Source organism: Pseudomonas sp. KB-10 (assembly GCF_018221585.1).
GTDB classification, from domain to species: Bacteria; Pseudomonadota; Gammaproteobacteria; order Pseudomonadales; family Pseudomonadaceae; genus Aquipseudomonas; species Aquipseudomonas yangonensis.
On record NZ_QYYB01000004.1, the window covers coordinates 507,972 to 527,572 of the forward strand.

At 62.3% G+C, this 19,601-nt stretch carries 21 protein-coding genes and 1 tRNA gene; 14 read left to right on the top strand and 8 right to left on the bottom strand.

Annotated elements, in window-relative coordinates; all coding sequences use genetic code 11:
* Positions 1 to 27: 27 nt before the first annotated feature.
* The 9 genes from tolR (at position 28) to nadA (ending at position 7,074) form a co-directional block, all read left to right on the top strand.
* Complete coding sequence (tolR, locus tag DXK50_RS14225; RefSeq protein WP_003241681.1) at positions 28 to 480, top strand: protein TolR; 453 nt, start codon at positions 28 to 30, stop codon at positions 478 to 480.
* The gene (tolA, locus tag DXK50_RS14230; RefSeq protein ID WP_161864621.1) at positions 477 to 1,460 is read left to right on the top strand and encodes a cell envelope integrity protein TolA; all 984 of its coding nucleotides are present in this window, start codon (positions 477 to 479) and stop codon (positions 1,458 to 1,460) included. Before tolR ends, tolA begins: the two co-directional genes overlap by 4 nt.
* A gap of 5 nt (positions 1,461 to 1,465) precedes the next feature.
* Positions 1,466 to 2,764: a Tol-Pal system beta propeller repeat protein TolB gene (gene tolB, locus DXK50_RS14235; RefSeq protein ID WP_212630755.1), complete on the top strand. Its 1,299-nt coding sequence runs from the start codon at positions 1,466 to 1,468 to the stop codon at positions 2,762 to 2,764.
* A gap of 55 nt (positions 2,765 to 2,819) precedes the next feature.
* Complete coding sequence (gene pal, locus DXK50_RS14240; protein WP_003241687.1) at positions 2,820 to 3,317, top strand: peptidoglycan-associated lipoprotein Pal; 498 nt, start codon at positions 2,820 to 2,822, stop codon at positions 3,315 to 3,317.
* 6 nt (positions 3,318 to 3,323) lie between these two features.
* Positions 3,324 to 4,136, top strand: a complete 813-nt coding sequence (gene ybgF, locus DXK50_RS14245) for a tol-pal system protein YbgF (protein WP_161897719.1) — start codon at positions 3,324 to 3,326, stop codon at positions 4,134 to 4,136.
* A 290-nt stretch (positions 4,137 to 4,426) separates the two neighbouring features.
* Complete coding sequence (queE, locus tag DXK50_RS14250) at positions 4,427 to 5,074, top strand: 7-carboxy-7-deazaguanine synthase QueE (RefSeq protein ID WP_212630821.1); 648 nt, start codon at positions 4,427 to 4,429, stop codon at positions 5,072 to 5,074.
* A 2-nt stretch (positions 5,075 to 5,076) separates the two neighbouring features.
* Positions 5,077 to 5,751, top strand: coding sequence for a 7-cyano-7-deazaguanine synthase QueC (gene queC / locus DXK50_RS14255; protein ID WP_161897720.1), 675 nt, complete (start codon positions 5,077 to 5,079; stop codon positions 5,749 to 5,751).
* Between the two features lie 58 nt (positions 5,752 to 5,809).
* A tRNA-Lys gene (locus DXK50_RS14260) sits at positions 5,810 to 5,885 on the top strand.
* A gap of 130 nt (positions 5,886 to 6,015) precedes the next feature.
* Positions 6,016 to 7,074 carry a quinolinate synthase NadA gene (nadA, locus tag DXK50_RS14265; protein ID WP_003241694.1) on the top strand — a complete coding sequence of 353 codons (1,059 nt, stop codon included), beginning with the start codon at positions 6,016 to 6,018 and terminating at the stop codon, positions 7,072 to 7,074.
* A gap of 124 nt (positions 7,075 to 7,198) precedes the next feature.
* Here the strand turns inward: nadA and DXK50_RS14270 are convergent, their stop codons facing one another.
* Together DXK50_RS14270 and DXK50_RS14275 are read right to left on the bottom strand one after the other, a co-directional pair.
* Positions 7,199 to 8,272, bottom strand: coding sequence for an LOG family protein (locus DXK50_RS14270; RefSeq protein WP_212630756.1), 1,074 nt, complete (start codon positions 8,270 to 8,272; stop codon positions 7,199 to 7,201).
* Positions 8,273 to 8,403: 131 nt separating this feature from the next.
* Positions 8,404 to 9,807: an MBL fold metallo-hydrolase RNA specificity domain-containing protein gene (locus DXK50_RS14275; protein WP_212630757.1), complete on the bottom strand. Its 1,404-nt coding sequence runs from the start codon at positions 9,805 to 9,807 to the stop codon at positions 8,404 to 8,406.
* A gap of 358 nt (positions 9,808 to 10,165) precedes the next feature.
* On the opposite strand from DXK50_RS14275, the gene DXK50_RS14280 reads away from it, so the two are divergent.
* Complete coding sequence (locus DXK50_RS14280) at positions 10,166 to 10,360, top strand: hypothetical protein (protein ID WP_161864527.1); 195 nt, start codon at positions 10,166 to 10,168, stop codon at positions 10,358 to 10,360.
* A gap of 13 nt (positions 10,361 to 10,373) precedes the next feature.
* On the opposite strand, the gene DXK50_RS14285 is transcribed toward DXK50_RS14280, so the two are convergent.
* Positions 10,374 to 10,775 carry a quorum-sensing-regulated virulence factor family protein gene (locus tag DXK50_RS14285; protein ID WP_212630758.1) on the bottom strand — a complete coding sequence of 134 codons (402 nt, stop codon included), beginning with the start codon at positions 10,773 to 10,775 and terminating at the stop codon, positions 10,374 to 10,376.
* 281 nt (positions 10,776 to 11,056) lie between these two features.
* On the opposite strand from DXK50_RS14285, the gene DXK50_RS14290 reads away from it, so the two are divergent.
* A complete protein-coding gene (locus DXK50_RS14290) occupies positions 11,057 to 12,754 on the top strand; it encodes an OmpP1/FadL family transporter (protein WP_212630759.1) in 1,698 nt (565 codons plus the stop codon).
* A gap of 60 nt (positions 12,755 to 12,814) precedes the next feature.
* Positions 12,815 to 13,537: a tRNA-uridine aminocarboxypropyltransferase gene (locus DXK50_RS14295; protein ID WP_212630760.1), complete on the top strand. Its 723-nt coding sequence runs from the start codon at positions 12,815 to 12,817 to the stop codon at positions 13,535 to 13,537.
* Here the strand turns inward: DXK50_RS14295 and DXK50_RS14300 are convergent.
* Positions 13,497 to 14,423 carry a DMT family transporter gene (locus DXK50_RS14300; RefSeq protein WP_212630761.1) on the bottom strand — a complete coding sequence of 309 codons (927 nt, stop codon included), beginning with the start codon at positions 14,421 to 14,423 and terminating at the stop codon, positions 13,497 to 13,499. The genes DXK50_RS14295 and DXK50_RS14300 overlap by 41 nt on opposite strands.
* 198 nt (positions 14,424 to 14,621) lie before the next feature.
* Here DXK50_RS14300 and erdR point away from each other — a divergent pair, with 198 nt between their 5' ends.
* Positions 14,622 to 15,269: a response regulator transcription factor ErdR gene (gene erdR / locus DXK50_RS14305; RefSeq protein ID WP_212630762.1), complete on the top strand. Its 648-nt coding sequence runs from the start codon at positions 14,622 to 14,624 to the stop codon at positions 15,267 to 15,269.
* Positions 15,270 to 15,306: 37 nt separating this feature from the next.
* On the opposite strand, the gene DXK50_RS14310 is transcribed toward erdR, so the two are convergent.
* Entirely contained in the window at positions 15,307 to 16,233 is a 927-nt protein-coding gene (locus DXK50_RS14310) for a LysR family transcriptional regulator (RefSeq protein ID WP_161864521.1), read from the bottom strand.
* A 114-nt stretch (positions 16,234 to 16,347) separates the two neighbouring features.
* Between DXK50_RS14310 and fpr the strand changes: the two genes are divergently transcribed.
* Positions 16,348 to 17,127 (top strand): ferredoxin-NADP reductase, encoded by a 780-nt coding sequence (gene fpr / locus DXK50_RS14315; protein WP_024307277.1) that lies wholly within the window; start codon positions 16,348 to 16,350, stop codon positions 17,125 to 17,127.
* Positions 17,128 to 17,260: 133 nt separating this feature from the next.
* Here fpr and DXK50_RS14320 read toward each other — a convergent pair whose 3' ends face one another.
* From DXK50_RS14320 to DXK50_RS14330, 3 genes are read right to left on the bottom strand one after another with little or no spacing between them, the layout of a single operon-like run.
* The gene (locus tag DXK50_RS14320; protein ID WP_183895966.1) at positions 17,261 to 17,815 is read right to left on the bottom strand and encodes a peptidylprolyl isomerase; all 555 of its coding nucleotides are present in this window, start codon (positions 17,813 to 17,815) and stop codon (positions 17,261 to 17,263) included.
* Positions 17,816 to 17,820: 5 nt separating this feature from the next.
* On the bottom strand, positions 17,821 to 18,618 hold the full coding sequence (locus DXK50_RS14325) for an alpha/beta fold hydrolase (protein WP_212630763.1): 798 nt from the start codon (positions 18,616 to 18,618) through the stop codon (positions 17,821 to 17,823).
* Positions 18,619 to 18,628: 10 nt separating this feature from the next.
* The gene (locus DXK50_RS14330) at positions 18,629 to 19,555 is read right to left on the bottom strand and encodes a LysR family transcriptional regulator (RefSeq protein ID WP_161864518.1); all 927 of its coding nucleotides are present in this window, start codon (positions 19,553 to 19,555) and stop codon (positions 18,629 to 18,631) included.
* Between the last annotated feature and the right edge of the window lie 46 nt (positions 19,556 to 19,601).

Below are 19,601 nucleotides of genomic sequence, written 5' to 3' on the forward strand. Positions count from 1 at the left end.
GACGCGCGCACAGGATAGGTTCTAGCCATGGCGAGAATTCGCAACAGACGCAAACCGGTCGCCGAGATGAACGTGGTGCCCTACATCGACGTGATGCTGGTGCTGCTGGTCATCTTCATGGTCACCGCGCCCATGCTCAACCAGGGCGTCAAGGTCGACCTGCCCAAGGTCAGCAGCGAAGCGCTGCCGCAGGACAACGACGCCCAGGTGCTGACCATTTCCATCAAGGCCGACAAGACCTACTACTGGAACATGGGCAGCGAGGTCGATGTCGACACCGAGCAGGAGCGCGCCTCCACTCTTGAGCAGATGACTCAGGCCGTTTCGGCGATCATCGCCGAGAACCGTCGCCAGGGTAAGCAGGTGCAGGTGTTCGTGCGCGGTGATCGCACCGTCGATTACGGCACCGTGATGGCGGCCATGGGCGGCCTGCAGCAGGCCGACGTGGGCAACGTCGGATTGATTACCGAGGCGCCCTGATGCAGCAGACCGAGCGTTCGCAGTCGGAAAGCTACTTCTGGCCCGTCGTCTGGGCCGTGGGTCTGCATGTCCTGATGTTCGCCATGCTGTTCGTCAGCTTCGCCTTCACGCCGGAGCTGCCACCGGCGCGTCCGGTGGTTCAGGCTACGCTGTACCAGTTGCAGTCGCAGAGCCAGGCCACCACCCAGACCACGCAGAAGGTGGCAGGCGAGGCGCAGAAGACCTCGGCGCCGCAGTTCGAGACCGAACGACTGGAACAGAAGAAAGCCGAAGAGCAGAAGCAGGCGCAGGCCGAGGCGCAGAAGGTAGCCGCAGCGAAGAAAGCCGAGGAACAAAAGAAGGCGGAAGAGGCTCGAAAGGCCGAACAGGCCAAAGCCGAAGCTGCGAAGAAGGCCGAAGCCGAAAAGGCTGCCGAGCAGAAGCGCCAGGCGGACATAGCCAAGAAGCGCGCCGAGGAAGAGGCGAAGAAGAAAGCCGCTGAAGAGGCCAAGAAAAAGGCCGCTGCAGAAGAGGCGAAAAAGAAGGCGGCAGCCGCCGAGGCCGCGAAGAAAAAGGCTGCCGAGGATGCCAAGCGCAAGGCCGAAGAGGCCCGACGCAAGGCGGCCGAGGATCAGAAGGCAGCGGCGCTGGCCGAGCTGCTTTCGGACAACGTGCAGAACCAGCAGGCGCTGGCGGAAACCCATGGTGACCAGGTCGCGGGTAACCTCGACGATCTGATCATCAAGCTGATCACCGAGAACTGGCAGCGACCGATGTCGGCGCGCCGTGGCATGAGCGTCGAGCTGCTGATTCAGATGCTGCCCGACGGCACCGTGACCAATGCCAGCGTATCGCGCTCCAGTGGCGATGCGCCGTTCGACAACTCGGCCGTTGCCGCTGTACGTAACGTCGGGCGTATTCCCGAGATGCAACAATTGGATCGCGCTACCTTCGACCGTATGTACAGGCAGCGCCGCGTGATTTTCAAACCGGAGGATTGAGCTCTGTGAACAACCTGATTCGTATCGCCCTGCTGGGGCTGGTCATGCTGGTCGGTAGCGTCCAGGCGGCCGATCCGCTGGTGATTTCCCAAGGCGCCGACCGCGCCACCCCTATCGCCGTGGTGCCCTTCGGCTGGCAGGGCGGCTCGGTACTGCCCGAAGACATGTCGCAGATCATTGGCAACGACCTGCGCAATTCCGGCTATTTCGAACCCATCCCGCGGCAGAACATGATCAGCCTGCCGACCCAGGCCAGCGAAGTCATCTACCGTGACTGGAAGGCCCTCGGCGCGCAGTATGTGCTGGTCGGCAATATCGTGCCCAATGGTGGCCGGTTGCAGATCCAGTACGCATTGTTCAACGTCAACACCGAGCAGCAGGTAATGACCGGCAATGTAGGTGGCGGCACCGACCAACTGCGCGACATGGCCCACCATATCGCCGACCAGTCGTTCGAGAAGCTCACCGGCGTCAAGGGCGCGTTCTCCACTCGCCTGCTATATGTCACCGCCGAGCGCATGGGCGCCAACAACACCCGTTACACCCTGCAGCGTTCCGACTATGACGGCGCTCGTGCCGTGACGCTGCTGCAGTCGCGCGAGCCAATCCTGTCGCCGTCCTTCGCACCCGATGGCCGCCGCATCGCTTACGTGTCGTTCGAGCAGCGTCGCCCGCGCATCTTCGTGCAGCACATCGACACTGGCCGTCGCGAGCAGATCACCAATTTCGAAGGCCTCAACGGCGCGCCTGCCTGGTCGCCGGACGGCTCGCGCCTGGCTTTCGTATTGTCCAAGGATGGCAATCCGGAAATCTACGTGATGGACATGGGCAGTCGGCAGATGCGCCGCATCACCAACCACTACGCCATCGATACCGAACCCTTCTGGGGCAAGGATGGTCAGACCCTTTACTTCACGTCGGATCGTGCGGGCCGTCCGCAGATCTACAAGACCAACATCAATAGCGGGGCAGTGGAGCGTGTGACCTTCGTCGGTAACTACAACGCCAACCCGAAATTGTCGGCAGATGAAAAGACCCTGGTGATGATTCATCGTCAGGATGGTTTTACCGTGTTCAAGGTGGCCGCACAGGACCTGGAAACCAACCGTTTGCGCATACTTTCAGACACAAGTTTGGATGAGTCGCCCACTGTTGCGCCCAATGGCGCCATGCTAATCTACGCCACCCGCCAGCAGGGCCGGGGAGTCTTGATGTTAGCGTCCACCAACGGACGTGTGAGGCTCCCTCTTCCTACCGCTCAAGGCGAAGTTCGAGAGCCTTCTTGGTCCCCTTACCTGAACTGATGCGGCGTTACACCTATATTGCTTAACACAACTGGGGTTCATTAGGAGTTACATGATGGAAATGCTGAAATTCGGTAAGTTCGCTGCACTGTCCCTGGCTCTCGCCGTTGCCGTAGGTTGCTCCTCCAAAGGCGGCGACGCTGCTGGCGAAGGCGCTGTCGACCCGAACGCTGGCTACGGTGCCAACACTGGCGCTGTTGATGGCAGCCTGAGCGAAGAAGCGGCTCTGCGCGCTATCACCACCTTCTACTTCGAGTACGACAGCTCCGACCTGAAAGCCGAAGCCATGCGCGCTCTGGACGTACACGCCAAGGACCTGAAAGGCAACGGCGCTCGCGTCGTTCTGGAAGGCCACGCTGACGAGCGCGGTACCCGTGAGTACAACATGGCTCTGGGCGAGCGTCGTGCCAAGGCCGTTCAGCGCTACCTGGTTCTGCAGGGCGTTTCCCCGGCTCAGCTGGAACTGGTTTCCTACGGCGAAGAGCGTCCGGTTGCCACTGGCAACGACGAGCAGTCCTGGGCCCAGAACCGTCGCGTAGAGCTGCGTAAGTAAGCTGCCATGCGAGATTGCCGCCGTATCCTGACCCTTCTGACACTCGCCTTGCCGCTCGCGGCGATGGCGGAGGTTCCCGTACTGGAAAGCAGCTCCATGCAACAGGGCAGCAGCTATCCACCGGCGGGTTATGGTACGGCCGGCGCCTCCGCCGGAGCGGGTGCGCAAGCGCCCGCTTCTGCGCAGGGTATGCTGTTCAACCAGCTCGAGCAGATGCAGCAGGAAATTGCGCAACTGCGTGGCATGGTCGAAGAGCAGCAGAACGAAATTCAGCGCCTCAAGCAGGAAGGCCTGGAGCGTTACCAGGATCTGGATCAACGTATTTCCTCCGGTGCCGCTGCCGGTGGAGCTCCCGCACAGAATTCAGCTGATGGCGCGGTAAACGCCAACGGCACGCCAACGCCACCTGCCGCACAGCAGCAGGCCAGCGCCGAGCCGGGTGATCCGGCCAAGGAAAAGCTCTATTACGATGCCGCCTTCGACCTGATCAAGGCCAAGGACTTCGACAAGGCGTCGCAGGCATTCGCTGCCTTTCTCAATCGTTATCCCAACAGTCAGTACGCCGGTAACGCCCAGTACTGGCTGGGCGAAGTGAATCTGGCCAAGGGTGATCTGCAGGCAGCCGGTCAGGCCTTTGCCAAGGTCAGTCAGGCCTATCCAAGCCATGCCAAGGTGCCGGATTCGCTGTTCAAGCTTGCCGACGTCGAGCGTCGTTTGGGGCACAACGACAAGGCGCGCGGTATCCTGCAGCAGGTGATCGCTCAGTATCCGGGCAGCTCGGCCGCCCAACTGGCCCAGCGCGACCTGCAGCGGCTGTAAGTCAAGAATCGAGAACGAACCCGCGCTTGACGCGGGTTTTTCTTGTGGCATGCCATCCCGGGCGGCCACCTTACGGGCCGTGGCGGAGCGCCGTGAGAATCACTTCCGATGATTTCCTATCTGCCATTCGGCCACTTCCATTAGAATGCGCGCTCGCGTGGCTCGCGGGGTTTCAGCTCGGCTGATGTCCCTGTCGCCATGCATCGTCGAATGTCTGCTGCTGCCGACGTTCCTGTCTTTTCACGCAACGGAGGCGGATGACCTGTTTCGTCATCACGCCCGTGGCTACCATGCAAGAAACCCTGCGCATTACCGAGATTTTCTACTCGTTGCAGGGGGAGACGCGTACCGCCGGCCTGCCGACGGTATTCGTGCGCCTGACCGGCTGCCCCCTGCGCTGTCAGTACTGTGACACCGCCTACGCCTTCAGCGGCGGCGAGATCGTCGCGCTGGACAGTATCCTCGACCAGGTGGCCGCCTATCGGCCGCGTTACGTCTGCGTCACCGGCGGCGAGCCGCTGGCCCAGCCCAATTGCATCCCCTTGCTCTCGCGTTTGTGCGACGCCGGTTACGAGGTGTCGCTGGAAACCAGTGGCGCGCTCGACGTCTCGGCCGTCGATCCACGGGTGAGCAAGGTGCTCGACCTGAAGACGCCTGGTTCGGCCGAGGTGCAGCGCAACCGTTACGAGAACATCGAGTGGCTCACCACCAATGATCAGGTCAAGTTCGTCATCTGCTCGCGCGAGGATTACGACTGGGCCGTGTCCAGGCTGATCCAGTACGACCTGGCGGCCCGGGCCGGCGAGGTGCTGTTCTCGCCCAGCCATAAACAGGTGGATGCGCGGGCGTTGGCCGACTGGATCGTGGCGGACAACCTGCCGGTGCGCCTGCAACTGCAACTGCACAAGATTCTCTGGAACGACGAGCCGGGACATTGATCATGAACGACAAGAAAGCGGTCATTCTCCTTTCCGGCGGCCTGGATTCGGCCACCGTGGTGGCCATGGCCAGAGCCGAGGGCTACGCCTGCTACAGCATGAGCTTCGATTACGGGCAGCGTCATCGCGCCGAACTGCAGGCGGCCGAGCGCGTCGCCCGGCAACTGGGTGTGGTCGAGCACAAGGTGATCGGCCTGAATCTCAACGGCATCGGTGGCTCGGCGCTGACAGACAGCAGCATCGCGGTTCCGGAAACACCGGGCGAAGGTATTCCGGTGACCTACGTGCCGGCTCGCAACACGGTGTTCCTCTCCCTGGCGCTGGGCTGGGCCGAGGTGCTGGGGGCGCGCGACATCTTCATCGGCGTCAATGCGGTGGACTACTCAGGTTATCCCGATTGCCGCCCGGAATTCGTCGAGGCTTTCGAGCGCATGGCCAACCTGGCGACCAAAGCCGGTGTGGAGGGTGAGGGTTTTGCCATCCGTGCGCCGCTGCAGCAGATGAGCAAGGGCGAAATCATCCAGGCCGGTATGCGCCTGGGCGTGGACTATGCGCTGACCGTCTCCTGCTACCAGGCCGACGATGATGGCCGTGCCTGTGGCAAGTGCGACAGCTGCCGCCTGCGCGCGGCGGGTTTCGTCGCCGCTGGCGTGCCCGATGCCACGCGTTACTTCTGAAAAAGTTTTCGCGAAGTGTTGATTTCCTGAATTAAATCAGTATCATGCGCCTCGCGTTGGGTCGTTAGCTCAGTTGGTAGAGCAGTTGGCTTTTAACCAATTGGTCGTAGGTTCGAATCCTACACGACCCACCAGATCGCAAAAGCCAGTCGTGAGACTGGCTTTTTTTTGCTCTCGGAAAAGCCCCTGGCTGGCCCGCCTGTGGCGATGGGCAGCCAGGGGGTATACTCGCAGCTCGCTCAAGAGCGCCGCAGGTTCGATGATATGACGCAGATTTCCGAACGCCTTCTGGTCCAAGCCCACCTCGATGCCAAGCAGCCCAAGCCGCTGACCGCTGAGGAAGAGGCTTTCTATCGCCGCGAAATCGCCGCCGAGCTGAAGAAGCAGAACGCGGTGCTGGTGGCGCACTATTACTGCGATCCGGTCATCCAGGCGCTGGCCGAGGAAACCGGCGGCTGCGTTTCCGACTCTCTGGAAATGGCCCGCTTCGGCAACCAGCACCCAGCGCAGACCGTGGTGGTGGCTGGGGTCAAGTTCATGGGCGAGACGGCGAAGATTCTCAATCCGGAAAAGCGCGTGCTGATGCCGACGCTGGAGGCGACCTGCTCGCTGGATCTGGGCTGCCCGGTAGACGAGTTCTCGGCCTTCTGCGATCAGCATCCCGAGCGCACCGTGGTGGTGTATGCCAATACCTCGGCGGCGGTCAAGGCGCGTGCCGACTGGGTGGTGACCTCCAGCTGCGCGCTGGAGATCGTCGAGAGCCTGATGGATAACGGCGAGACCATCATCTGGGCGCCGGACAAACATCTGGGCAACTACATCCAGCGCGAGACTGGCGCCGACATGCTGCTGTGGGACGGCGCCTGCATCGTGCACGAGGAGTTCAAGTCCAAGCAGCTGCTGGACATGAAGGCGCTGTACCCAGACGCCGCCATTCTGGTACACCCGGAATCGCCGCAGAACGTGGTGGAGCTGGCCGATGCCGTGGGCTCCACCAGCCAGCTGATCAAGGCCGCGCAGACCCTGCCGAATTCCACCTTCATCGTCGCCACCGACCGTGGCATCTTCTACAAGATGCAGCAGCTGTGCCCGGACAAGACCTTCATCGAGGCGCCGACCGCCGGCAACGGCGCGGCATGCCGCAGCTGCGCGCACTGCCCGTGGATGGCGATGAATACCTTGGAACGTGTGCTGACCGGCCTGCGTCAGGGCTCCGGTGAGATTCATGTCGACCCGGCGCTGATTCCCAAGGCGATCAAGCCGCTCAAGCGCATGCTCGATTTCACCCAGGCGGCGCGGATGAAGGTCGCCGGCAACGCCTGATAGGCATGTAGTAAAAAGAAGCCCAGCCAATGCTGGGCTTCTTGCTTTGCGTAGCCCGGATGCAATCCGGGAATGGCGAGAGGCCAATACCCCGGATTGCATCCGGCTACGGCAACTCGTCAGCTCAGGTTGTCCAGTTATCCGGTTCGTTGACCACATTGAGCAGGGCGCGCAGACGGCCATAGTCGCGCCCGTTGAAGGCAAAGGCCAGGCGGGTGAGGTCGCAAAGTTCCGGTTCGTCGCGCTCCTGCTCGCAATAGGGCTGTTGGGTAAAACCGCCTTCCTTGCACAAGCCGGCGAAGTCGGTATGCAGTTTGTCCATCGCTGCCTCGTTGAGCGGATGATTGAGGCGAATCACGAAGCGATCCTTGAGCCAGCGGCTGGAGTGGAAGTTGCGATAGAACCGGGCGATTTCATCCACTGCTTCTTCGGCGCTGTAGACCAGGTGCATCAGGTTGAGGTCGGTCTGCAGGATATAGCCGTTGTCGCCGAGCTGCCGGCGGATGAAGCCCAGAGCGTCTTCCCAGTAGCTGCCACCCGGCTGATCGAGCAGCACCACCGGCACCAACGGGCTCTTGCCGGTCTGGATCAGGGTCAGCACCTCCAGGGCTTCATCGAGGGTGCCGAAACCGCCGGGGCAGAGCACCAGGCCATCGGCTTCCTTGACGAAGAACAGCTTGCGCAGGAAGAAGAAGTGAAAGGACAGCAAGTGGTGGCTGCCGCGCATCGTGGCGTTGGCGGCCTGCTCGAAGGGCAGGGTGATATTGAACCCCAGGCTGTTTTCCGTGCCGGCGCCTTCATGAGCCGCCGCCATGATGCCGCCACCGGCTCCCGTAACCACCATCAGGTCGCGGTGTGCCAGCAGTGCGCCAAGTTCGCGAGCCTGTCGGTATAGCGGATGATCCACCGGCGTGCGTGCCGAACCGAATACCGTGACCTTGCGCCGCCGCTTGAGCTGCTCCAGCACACCGAAGGCATGCTCCATCTCGCGCAGGGTCTGCATCATGATCTTGGCGTCCCAGCGGTTGCGATCAGCCTGGGCCATATGGATCACCGTAGTGAGCATCTCGCGGTACAGCGCCAGGTTGGGACTGTTGCTCGGGGCTGCCAGTGCCACCAGTTCCTCCACCTTGCTGCTCAGGTCGACCTCGCTGGTTTGCACGTGGCGCGACAGATAGTCGTCCGATTCAAAGGGCATGGAAACTCTCCTCTTCTTGGCCAGTGGCAGGCGCGCAGCCTCCCACCTTGGCCGGTTCCCTGATTATGGAGGGTTAAGCAGCTTGCCACAGGGAGGCTGCCGTTTCGTTGCCACCTTTTCGTAAGCGCCGATTACAGGGCGATCTGCTCGCCGGGTTCTGGAATGTTGGCGGTCCAGTTCAACCGCTCGCGCAGGGCCTGCTGCAGCGCCTGCATCTTTTCCAGCTCGCCATGGACCAGATGCAGCTCCGGGTGATGTTCGAACCGACTGGCCCAGTCGATCAGCTGCGACTGACCGGCATGTGCGGAGAAACCGCCCAGGGTGTGCACCCTGGCTTTCACCGCGATGCGCTGGTGCAGCACCTTGACCGTTGCGGCACCGTCGACGATCAGGCGGCCCAGCGTGCCCTTGGCCTGGAAACCGGGGAACACCAGATGGCAGTTTTCGCGCCATAGATTGTGCTTGAAGTGATGGACGATACGCCCGCCGTTGCACATGCCGGCCCCGGCGATGATGATCGCCCCGCTCTTGATCCGGTTGATTGCCATCGACTCTTCTGCTGTCGGCGTGCAGCGCAGAATCGGCAGCCAGTCCTCGATGCGTTTCACGCCTTTGGCCGCCAGCGCTGCGCGGTCCTCGCTCGCGAACTGGTCATGAAAGCGGCTGTAAATGGCATTGGCGCGGATCGCCATGGGGCTGTCGAGGAACACCGCCTGCTGGGGCAGACGGCCCTCCTGATAGAAGCGGCCGAGGTAGTAGATCAGATCCTGGGTGCGACCGACGGCGAAGGAGGGAATCAGCACATTGCCGCCATCACGATGGGCCTGCTGCAGGATGTCGGCCAGCTCCTCCAGGGTGGCTTCGCTGTCTCGGTGGTCGCGGTCGCCATAGGTGGACTCCATCAGCAGCACATCGGCCTGGTTCAACTGTGCCGGGGCCTGCATCAGTGGCGAGCAGGTGTTGCCCAGGTCGCCCGAGAACACCAGGTGGCGGTGCAGGTGATGGTCTTCCACCCGCATCTCGACGATGGCCGAGCCGAGGATATGGCCGGCATTGTGGAAGGTCACCTGCACGCCCTTGGCCACCTCGACTTGTACGCCATAGGCGTGAGCACGGCGCTGGCTGAGCGCCTGCTCGGCATTGGCGACCGTATACAGCGGTTTTATCGGCGGCTTGCCCTGACGGGCGCGCCAGCGATTTTCCCACTCGGCGTCCTTTTCCTGAAGAAAAGCCGAATCCAGCAGCATCAGCTCGAGCAGTTCGCAGCTCGCCTCGGTGGCATGGATCGGGCCGCGGTAGCCTTCTGCGACCAGTCTTGGCAGCAGCCCACTGTGATCGAGATGGGCGTGCGAAATCACTACCGCGTCCAGGCTGCGCGGGTCGAATGGAAAGCCGCTGCGGTTCTGATCTTCTTCCTGGCGACGCCCCTGGTGCATGCCGCATTCAAGTAGAACCTTGGCGCCGTCACGGCTTTGCACCAGATAGCATGAGCCCGTGACTTGCTGGATCGCGCCGATGAAAGTGAGCAGGGCCATGAGCCTGTCCTTATCGTGATGATGAGGCGAGTGTGCCGGCTCAACCCGGTGCGGGCCTTGATGCAGATCAGCCGGGGCTTCTCATGTTTTCCAAGCATAGCCGGCGCTCCCTCCCGCCGTTGGTCTGGGCGAGCGAGCACCGGTTTCGTGTCTGATTAATCGTGCAGAGCTGCGCCTGCAGTGCCTTGCTGCCAAACTGGGGCATGCAGCTGTTGGGGGCTGCACCGGTCAGCAATGGAGCGCTGCTGACGTTTGCCTTGCGAGGCTCTGGACGGCGAGCCGCTGGCCCGACGAGCAGGCGGAACCTCGCCTGCTGCGCCGAGTCTTCTGTTTGGTCAACCGGAAGGGAGGGGCAGGTATGCCCAAGTTGATTCTGGAGATCGAAACGGACCTCTACAGCAAGCTGCAGCAGGCAGCGCGAAGCAGCCAACTGAGTCTCGAGGACGAGTGCAGACGGCGCCTCGAGGGTGGAAGACGGCGTTCACGCTACATGGAAGCGTTGCTCGCCGAATTGCGCGCCGATGAAGCGCAACGCCGAACGCAAAGGGGCTGACGCCAGCTCTTGATCAGAGGCCGCAGTCGCCCTTGTCGAAGACTTCGACGGTCACCGGGCGATTACTGCGGTATTCGCTGAACTGGTAACGCAGTTGTGCGCCCTGAGCCAAGAGGCTGCGATAGCCCGGGTTGCGGCAGACGCTTGCCGCGAGTTGCGAACGCACGGTATCAGGGTTTCCACGCATTTGTGCAGCATGCGCCTCACGCACGCTGAGGTGGTTGATCAGCGTATGCCCTTCCACCGTATAGCCCTGATCAAGAATGTCCTCATTGATCGCTCGTGGGGTGCCTTCACTGCTTTGCCGGGCAACCTGCTCCAGGGTACGAGTCAGCTCCATCTCCTTCAGCGAGGCTGCCTGGGCAGTGGGAAGCATCAGGCTGAGCGCGAGAGCGGGGAAGATGTAACGCAGCATGGGGAGACTCCTGAAAGCGTGGACGAGGGTTGGACAGGGCCTCGCAGCGAATGTTCGCGGCCATGGCCTTTTGCCCGGATGAAACAAAGTGTTACCGATAGAGACATGATGGCCTCTTGCTGCTCTTCGTCACCACGACCAAAGGCCGGGGATCGTTGCGCAAGCCTGCACGTCACACAGATGAGCCGCCGTCGCAGCCAAGCGGCGCCAGCGCAGACGTAAGTCTGTCGAGGGTGATCGCCGCGCTGCACGGTGTCCAAGCAGCGTGCAGGAGAATAATAATGACAATGCTCTTTCGGCGCTGGCCATCACGTGTGGTGGTCGGCAGTTTACTGGTTTTGCCCGTCGCGCAGGCGCAGGCGTCCGGTTATCACTTTGGTTCGCAATCGGTAGCGGCGCAGGGTTCGGCACATGCCAATGGCGCCGAGGCGGCCGACCCCTCGACCATTTTCTACAATCCCGCTGGGCTGGCCCGGCTCAAAGGCACCCAGTTGACCTCGGGCCTGACTATTCTGTTGCCGGACGGCGACTACGAGGACAAGGGAAGCCGTGATGTATTCGGTAATCCCGTCTCGGGTGATGCGGGCGAGTTCCTGCCCGATGCCGCCGCCGCGCCCAATTTCTACTTCTCCCACGAGATCAATGATCGGGTGACGATTGGCCTGGGGATCTTCACCCCGTTCGGCGCCAAGCTCGATTACAAGGAGGACTGGGCCGGGCGCTACGGCATCCAGTCAGCCAGCCTGGAGACGGTGACCTTCAATCCGAGCATTTCCTACCGCTTCAACGAACATCACAGCGTCGGTTTTGGTGTGTCGGCGCAGTACATCAAATCGGTGCAGCGTGGTGCGGCGGACGTCAAAGGCGCGTCGCGGCAGTTGGCCGGCCAGTTCGTCGATGCGAACTACGAGAGTGCCCGCAACGCAGCTGACCCCCTCCTCGGACCTATCGTCGGGATCATCGCCGGTGTGCCGGTGCCGGAGGAAATCACCTCCTGTCGCGGCGTCGCTGACAGGGATGGCTTCGTCGACTGCGTTGCAGGCAACTTCGCCGACAACGTTCAGGGCGACGGCTACTTCCGGGTCAAGGGCGATGATTGGGGCTTCGGCTGGAACATCGGCTACATGTGGGAGCCGACCGAGTCGACGCGCTTTGGCGTGTCCTATCGCTCCAACATTCGCCACACCCTGGAGGGGGAAACGAAATGGAGTTTCGCCGGAGTGCAGGGCAGCGTTCCTTCCCCGGATACGTCACTCGAGGGCGGTATTACCATCCCCATTCTGGATATTTACCTACCGCCGACCGATGCCCTGCAGGAGCTGTTCGATGAAGGCAACTGGGTCAACCCAGGTGACTTCGCCGCCACGCGCCTGCACCCCAATTCCAAGGCCAAGACCTCTATCGATACCCCGGAAATGCTTTCCTTCAACGCCTTCCATCAGCTCAACGACAAGGTGGCGTTGATGGCGGACCTGACCTTCACCCGCCACTCGCGGCTCGACGAGGTGCGTATCGGCATCGATCAGGTCGCCGGATATCCCTACTTCAATGGCGTTACCGAGGGCGATCTGAGCGTCAGGCAGGACTGGAAGGATACCTACAAGATCTCTCTGGGCATGAACTACCAGTACAGCGACGACCTCTTGTTGCGCACCGGGGTGGCGTACGACAAGTCACCCGTCAATTCGACCCAGTTGCGTCATCCGGCCTTCCCCGATGCGGATCGCTACTGGTTGTCCTTCGGCGCCAACTACAAGGTGACGCGCGATACCTCGCTGGACTTCGCCTACAGCTACGTGCAGTTCTCAAGCGGCAAGATGGACTACCGAGATGGCTGCTCGCCGGCCGGCTGGGTGCCGGGCGCCGGCGGTCCGTACCAGGACAGCGGCGTACGCTGCACCGGTAATGGTGGCAATTACACCGGTGAGTACAACACCCACATCCACTTCATCGGTCTGGCGTTGAACCACACCTTCTGATCCGTCTGGGCGGCGAACGGGGGTGGTAGAATTCCGCCCCCGTTCGCAGTTGCTCCCGCCATGACCCATCCAGCCCCACATGCCGTTGCCCGTTTGCGCGCAGAGCGCCTGGCGCGCAGCGTCAAACCCTTCATTGCCCGCGGCTCGCGTGCCGAGCGTTGCCCTCATTGCCGGGTGCAGCCGACGCATTGCCTGTGTGCCTGGCGCCCGCAGGTCCAGGCCAATGCCGGCATGTGCCTGGTGATGCACGATATCGAGGCGCTGAAACCGAGCAATACCGGTTGGCTGATCGCCGACGTCGTGCCTGAAACTCATGCCTTCGGTTGGACCCGCACCGCGGTCGACCCGGCGCTGCTGCAGCTGTTGGCCGATCCGCAGTGGCAGCCCTATCTGGTCTTCCCCGGTGAATACGTGGCACCGCAACGCGTGGTGGAAGAGGTGCAACTTGCCCCCGGCAAGCGGCCGCTGTTCGTGCTGCTCGATGCAACCTGGACCGAGGCACGCAAGATGTTTCGCAAGAGCCCCTATCTGGATGCACTACCGGTGCTCAGCCTGACCCCGGCGCAACTGTCGCGCTATCGCCTGCGTCGCTCCACCCGCGGCGAGCACCTGTGCACTGCCGAGGTCGCCGCGATGTGCCTGGAGTTGGCGGGTGACCTGCGCGCCGGCGAGGCACTGGACGATTACCTGGACGCTTTCAGTCAGCACTACCTGGCGGCCAAACGACGCCTGCCACTGGATATCAACGACGCTCTGCACCAGCGTCTGCAGTCGTACCGCTGAGTTCGCTCGGCCAGGGCTTGGGCCACAGCTGAGCCAGCAGCATGCCGCCGAACATCAACGCGCAACCCAGATAACCGCGCAGGGCCAGTACTTCACCCAGCAGCAGGGCGCCGGCAATGGCGGCGAACACGGCTTCCAGCGAGAGGATGATCGCCGCGTGCGAGGCGATGGCGTGCTGCTGCGCCACCACCTGCAGGGTAAAGCCGACCGCTACGCCGAACAGGCCGCCATAGAGAATGGCGGGTGCGGCTTGGACTATGCCGTCCAGCGTCGCGGTTTCGAAGATAATCGCCAGTAGCAGGCTGATCACCGCGCAGGTGGTGAACTGGATGAAGGCCAGACGCAGCGGGTCGTGGCGGCTGGCGAAGAAACCCACCAGCAACACGTGAATCCCCCAGACGAAGGCGCCGGCCAGTTGCAGCCAGTCGCCGGAGGCTACGGTGAAGCCTTCTCCGACACTGAGCAGGAACATGCCGACCACCGCCAGGCTGGCGCCCAGCCAGATACCGGCGCTGCTGCGCTGGCCGATCAGCAGTCCGAGAATCGGTACGACGATCACGTACAGCCCGGTGATGAAGCCGGAGTTGGTAACGGTGGTAAACAGAAGACCGACCTGCTGCAGGTTGATCCCGATCGACAGCGCCAGGCCCATGACCACACCGCCGATCAGCAGGTTGCGGTTCAGCGGCGCGACGGGACCTCGCTGACGGCGCTGTAGCAGGGCCAGCAGTGGTAGCAGCAGCACACAGGCCAGGGCGAAGCGCAAGCCGGTATAAAGGAAGGGGCCGATACTATCCATGCCCAGGCGCTGGGCCACGAAGGCGCTGCCCCAGATCATCGCGGTAATCAGCATCAGCAGGTCGGCGCGCAGGGCTTGGCTTCGCATTCGGGCGTCTCGGCAGGAAAGCTGCGCATCCTGCCGCAAAGCATTGAGCTTGACCACCCCGCCACAGCTCGGCATGCTGAGCGCCGCCCTCGGTCCGAGTGGGGAGTCTGTGGATGAGCAGGCTTGAGCGGGTCGTCAGGCGAACTAGCACTGCCATACTCACCTCGGTGCCACTCATAAGAAGAACAGGATCTGCCAATGGCCGCCTACGAAATCCTGATTGCCGACGACCACCCGCTGTTTCGCAGCGCGTTGCAGCAAGCACTGACCCTGGGGCTGGGGCCTGAAGTCCGCCTGGTAGAAGCCGCCAGCATCGCCGAACTCGAGGGTCACCTGGCCGCCAAGAGCGATTGGGACCTGGTCCTGCTCGATCTGAACATGCCGGGTGCCTACGGTTTTTCCGGCCTGGTGCTACTGCGTGGTCAGTACCCGCAGATTCCTGTGGTGATGATCTCCGCTCAGGAAGAAGCTTCCATCGTCAACCGCTCCCGTGAGTTCGGCGCAAGCGGTTTCATTCCCAAATCCAGCCCGCTGGAAACCTTGCAGCAAGCTGTGCGTCAGGTGCTCGATGGCGACACCTGGTGGCCCCCGCTGGCCGAAGAAAGCGCGCCGCTATCCGAAGAAGCCAAGGCCGCCAGTGCCGGTCTCGCCAGCCTGACACCGCAGCAGTTCCGTGTTCTGACCATGGTGTGCGAAGGCCTGTTGAACAAGCAGATCGCCTATGAACTGAGTGTGTCCGAGGCGACGGTCAAGGCGCATGTCACGGCGATTTTCCGCAAGCTCGGCGTGCGCACTCGCACCCAGGCGGCGTTGCTGCTGCAGCAGATGGAGTCGATTCCGGGCTGATCGCGGCGCCGCGTGACGCCGGATCAATGCTGACCGCTCAGACGATCGGCGGCAGGACGATTTGATCGCTGCGGCTGACTCCGGCGGTCAGCGCACGACACTGCTCGAGAAACTCGCGCATCGCCGCCGTCTGGTACTTCTGCTTGTGCCAGATGAAGTAGAACTGCCGGCGCAGGTCCAGCTCCGGGGTTTCCACCGGCATCAGGCTGCCGCGGCGAAAGGCATCACGCAGTGCCAGGCGAGAAATGCAGCCGATGCCCAGGCCGGATTCCACCGCACGCTTGATCGCCTCGGTGTGTTCCAGCTCCAGGCGAATGTTGAGATTGCGCGGATGATGACGCATGGCCTGATCGAAGGTCAGTCGCGTGCCCGAGCCCTGTTCGCGCAGAATCCAGGCCTCGTGCGTCAGCTCTTCCAGGCTGGCATTGCCACGCCGGGCCAGCGGGTGCTGCGGTGCGCAGAACACCACCAGTTCATCCTCGACCCAGGGGTGTACCTCGATGTCCGGGTGCTGGCAGTCGCCTTCGATCAGGCCCAGATCCAGCTCGTAATGCGCGATTTGCTGCACCACATGGGCGGTGTTGTGCACCTGCAGTTTCACCCGGCATTCAGGGTGGTGCTGCATGAAGCTGCCAATCAGCAGGGTCGCCAGATAGTTGCCCACGGTCAGGGTGGCGCCGACATTCAGCGAGCCATACCCGCTCTTGCCGCTCAGCAGGCGCTCGATCTCGCGCGCCTGGTCGATCAGCGCTACCGCTTCGGGCAGCAATTGCCGGCCCAGCGCGTTGAGCGCCAGGCGTTTGCCGGCGCGATCGAACAGCTGGCAGTCGGATTGCCGCTCCAGTTCGGTCAGTGAGGTGCTGGTGGCCGACTGCGACAATGCGAGCGATTGCGCTGCGCGCGATACGCTCTCATGCTGCGCCACGGCGACGAATACCTGAAGTTGCCTGAGGGTAAATCGCATATCGATATAACCGATAACCTATATCTTGATAATCCACTTAACAGATATTGTTGCCGCGAATAGAATGCCGCGCAATCGCGCCTTTTGGTGCTGAAGTTCTTCGAGGAAATCATCATGAGCAATATGAACGTCGAGCGCGTGCTCAGCGTCCACCACTGGAACGATACGCTGTTCAGCTTCAAGTGCACCCGTGATCCGGGGCTGCGCTTCGAGAATGGCCAGTTCGTGATGATCGGCCTGCAGCAGGACAATGGGCGCCCGCTGATGCGCGCGTACTCCATCGCCAGCCCGAACTGGGAAGAGCATCTGGAGTTCTTCAGCATCAAGGTGCCGGACGGCCCGCTGACCTCGCAGCTGCAGCACCTGAAGGAAGGCGACGAGATCATCATCAGCAAGAAGCCCACCGGCACCCTGGTGCTCGATGACCTCAACCCCGGCAAGCACCTGTACCTGCTGTCCACCGGTACCGGCCTGGCGCCGTTCATGAGCGTGATCCAGGACCCGGAAACCTACGAGCGTTTCGAGAAGGTGATTCTGGTGCACGGCGTGCGTTATGTGAACGAAGTCGCCTACCGCGAGTTCATCACCGAGCACCTGCCGCGCAACGAGTTCTTCGGCGATGCGCTGAAGGAAAAGCTGATCTACTACCCGACCGTGACCCGCGAACCGTTCGAGAATCAGGGCCGTCTGACCGACCTGATGCGCAGCGGCAAGCTGTTTGCCGACATCGGCCTGCCACCGATCAACCCGCAGGACGACCGCGCCATGATCTGTGGCAGCCCGAGCATGCTCGATGAGACCAGCGAAGTGCTCGACAGCTTCGGCCTGAAGATTTCCCCACGTATGCGTGAGCCGGGGGATTACCTGATCGAGCGTGCCTTCGTCGAGAAATAAGCGCTGCGTTAAACGACGAAGCCGCCCAATGGGCGGCTTTGTCGTTCATGGTGCTCTCGTAGCCCGGATGCAATCCGGGGAGGAGGTGTTGCAATCTCCCGGATTGCATCCGGCTACGAATGACTGCTGTGCCTTACAGACGCTTGGCGTCGATGATCAGCACCGGCTCACGTGGCACGTTCTGGTGCATGCCGCGGTTGCTGGTGGGGACCTGGGCGATCTTGTCCACTACGTCCATGCCGCGGGTGACCTTGCCGAACACGGCATAGCCGAAGTCGCGCGAGCTGTGGTCGAGGAAGGCGTTGTCCTTGTGGTTGATGAAGAACTGGCTGGTGGCCGAGTCGCGTACCTGAGTCCGGGCCATGGCCAGGGTGCCGCGCACATTGTGCAGGCCATTGTCGGCCTCGTTCTTGATCGGTGCGTCGGTGTCCTTCTGGCGCATGTCGGCATCGAAACCGCCGCCCTGAATCATGAAGCCCGGAATCACCCGGTGGAACTGGGTGCCGTTGTAGAAACCGCTGTCGACGTACTTGAGAAAGTTCTGCGTGCTGACCGGCGCCTTGTCGGCGGCCAGCTCCACTTCCACTTCACCCATACTGGTGGTCAGCAGCACCTTGGGGTTTTCCGCAGCCAGCAGGCTGGACGACAGCAGCAGTGCGCCGGTGGCGAGAACGAGTTGCTTGAGCATGATGGTCAGTTTTCCTTGTTGGCAGCCTCGCCGAGGAAGGCGAGTAGGGCGCTATTAAAGCGTTCGGGTTGATCCAGTGGTGTGGCGTGGCGCGAATTTTCGATCACCAGCAAGCGCGCGTTGGGCATTTCTGCCACGTATTCACGTTTGCGTTCAACTGGCGTGTAGTCGCGGTCGGCTGTGATCACCAGGGTAGGACAGGTGATGCGCTTCAGCCGTTCCCGCACGCCCCAGCCGATGATGGCATCCAGGCTGGCGAGATAGGCGCGCTTGTCGTTCTGCGGCCAGCGTTCTTCGACCTTGCGCCGCAGTTCTGCCTGCTCGGGTCTGGGAAACAGCAGCTTGGCCAATGCCTTGGCGATGGTCTCCAGGCTGAGCAGGCGCGAGAGCGTCCAGCGCCTGGCAATTTCCAGCCAGTCACGCGGGCTTTTGGCCTTGACCTCGGGACCGCTGTTGACGATGGTCAGGCTGCGCAGCAGTTCGGGGCGGTCGACGCCGAGCTGAAAACCGATCATGCCGCCCATGGAGATGCCCACCAGATGTACGGATGGCAGTTGCAGGTATTGGATCAGCGCGGCCACGTCATCGGCGAAGTCTGCGATGCGATAGGCGCCGCGTGGCTTGTCCGATCGGCCGTGGCCGCGCACGTCGAGGGCGATCACCCGATAGTGCTGGGCGAGCACGGGAATCTGGTATTCCCAGTCTCGCGTACTCGAGCCCAGGCCATGCACCAGCAGCAGCGGCTCGCCGCGGCCGTAATCCTCGTAGTGCAGCTGACAGCCGCCATTGTCGAAGTAGGGCATGCGGAGGTTCTCAGCGATTCGACTGCGGGGCGGCGAAGGCGGCGTCCAGTGGGGCCGCGTCGAAATTCTTGATCAGCTCGATGAGAATCTGCGTGGCCGGGCCGAGCACGCGTTCCTTGTTGCTGTAAAGGAAGAAGCGTGGCTTGCGGATTCCGCCTTGAGCCAGCGGCAGCGGTTTCAGCAGGCCTTCCTGCATCTCCCTGGCGATCAGGTGACGCGGCAGCCAGGCGAAGCCCAGGCCGCTGCTGACGAAGGTGCGGGCGGTGGGCAGGCTGCCGACCGTCCAGCGTTGCTCCGCGCCCAGCCAGCCTGCATCACGCGGTTGCAGACGGCCGCTGTCACGAGTGACCACCTGCATCTGGCCTTCCAGATCCTGGAAGCTCAGCTCGCGCTGCATGCGGTGTAGCGGGTGCTCCGGATTGGCGACGGCGACGAATTCCACTTCGTTCAGCTCGATACCCAGGTGACCGGTGATGTTCAGTGCACTGATGGCCAGGTCGGCGGTGCCTTCGAGCAGTACCTCCTCGACTCCGGACAGCACTTCCTCGCGCAGGCGTACGCGGCAACCGCGGCTCTGCGGCATGAAGGCGGTCAGGGCGCGAACGAGATTGGCGGTGGGGTAGGCGGCGTCCACCACAAGGCGTACTTCGGCTTCCCAACCCTGCTCCATGTGGTGGGCCAGATCTTCCAGCTGGCTGGCCTGCTTGACCAGTTGCCGCGAGCGGCGCAGCAACACGTCACCGGCCTCGGTGAGTACGGCCTTGCGTCCGTCGATGCGCAGCAGCGGTACACCGAGCTGTTCCTGCATGCGCGCCACGGTATAGCTGACCGAGGACTGCGAGCGGTGCAGCACTTCGGCGGCCTGGGCGAAGCCGCCCTGATCCACCACGGCTTGTAGCGTGCGCCATTGATCCAGGGTTACGCGAGGAGCTTTCATCACATCATCCTGTCTGAGTCGGCCTGTTACACTGGCTCTTCAACGT

Bases quoted from the DNA above. Each gene is read 5' to 3' on its own strand.
- tolR (WP_003241681.1), top strand. From the start codon at position 28: ATGGCGAGAATTCGCAACAGACGCAAACCGGTCGCCGAGATGAACGTG.
- pal (WP_003241687.1), top strand. From the start codon at position 2,820: ATGGAAATGCTGAAATTCGGTAAGTTCGCTGCACTGTCCCTGGCTCTC.
- ybgF (WP_161897719.1), top strand. From the start codon at position 3,324: ATGCGAGATTGCCGCCGTATCCTGACCCTTCTGACACTCGCCTTGCCG.
- queE (WP_212630821.1), top strand. From the start codon at position 4,427: ATGCAAGAAACCCTGCGCATTACCGAGATTTTCTACTCGTTGCAGGGG.
- queC (WP_161897720.1), top strand. From the start codon at position 5,077: ATGAACGACAAGAAAGCGGTCATTCTCCTTTCCGGCGGCCTGGATTCG.
- nadA (WP_003241694.1), top strand. From the start codon at position 6,016: ATGACGCAGATTTCCGAACGCCTTCTGGTCCAAGCCCACCTCGATGCC.
- DXK50_RS14270 (WP_212630756.1), bottom strand. From the start codon at position 8,272: ATGCCCTTTGAATCGGACGACTATCTGTCGCGCCACGTGCAAACCAGC.
- DXK50_RS14275 (WP_212630757.1), bottom strand. From the start codon at position 9,807: ATGGCCCTGCTCACTTTCATCGGCGCGATCCAGCAAGTCACGGGCTCA.
- DXK50_RS14280 (WP_161864527.1), top strand. From the start codon at position 10,166: ATGCCCAAGTTGATTCTGGAGATCGAAACGGACCTCTACAGCAAGCTG.
- DXK50_RS14285 (WP_212630758.1), bottom strand. From the start codon at position 10,775: ATGCTGCGTTACATCTTCCCCGCTCTCGCGCTCAGCCTGATGCTTCCC.
- DXK50_RS14290 (WP_212630759.1), top strand. From the start codon at position 11,057: ATGACAATGCTCTTTCGGCGCTGGCCATCACGTGTGGTGGTCGGCAGT.
- DXK50_RS14295 (WP_212630760.1), top strand. From the start codon at position 12,815: ATGACCCATCCAGCCCCACATGCCGTTGCCCGTTTGCGCGCAGAGCGC.
- DXK50_RS14300 (WP_212630761.1), bottom strand. From the start codon at position 14,423: ATGCGAAGCCAAGCCCTGCGCGCCGACCTGCTGATGCTGATTACCGCG.
- erdR (WP_212630762.1), top strand. From the start codon at position 14,622: ATGGCCGCCTACGAAATCCTGATTGCCGACGACCACCCGCTGTTTCGC.
- DXK50_RS14310 (WP_161864521.1), bottom strand. From the start codon at position 16,233: ATGCGATTTACCCTCAGGCAACTTCAGGTATTCGTCGCCGTGGCGCAG.
- fpr (WP_024307277.1), top strand. From the start codon at position 16,348: ATGAGCAATATGAACGTCGAGCGCGTGCTCAGCGTCCACCACTGGAAC.
- DXK50_RS14320 (WP_183895966.1), bottom strand. From the start codon at position 17,815: ATGCTCAAGCAACTCGTTCTCGCCACCGGCGCACTGCTGCTGTCGTCC.
- DXK50_RS14325 (WP_212630763.1), bottom strand. From the start codon at position 18,618: ATGCCCTACTTCGACAATGGCGGCTGTCAGCTGCACTACGAGGATTAC.
- DXK50_RS14330 (WP_161864518.1), bottom strand. From the start codon at position 19,555: ATGAAAGCTCCTCGCGTAACCCTGGATCAATGGCGCACGCTACAAGCC.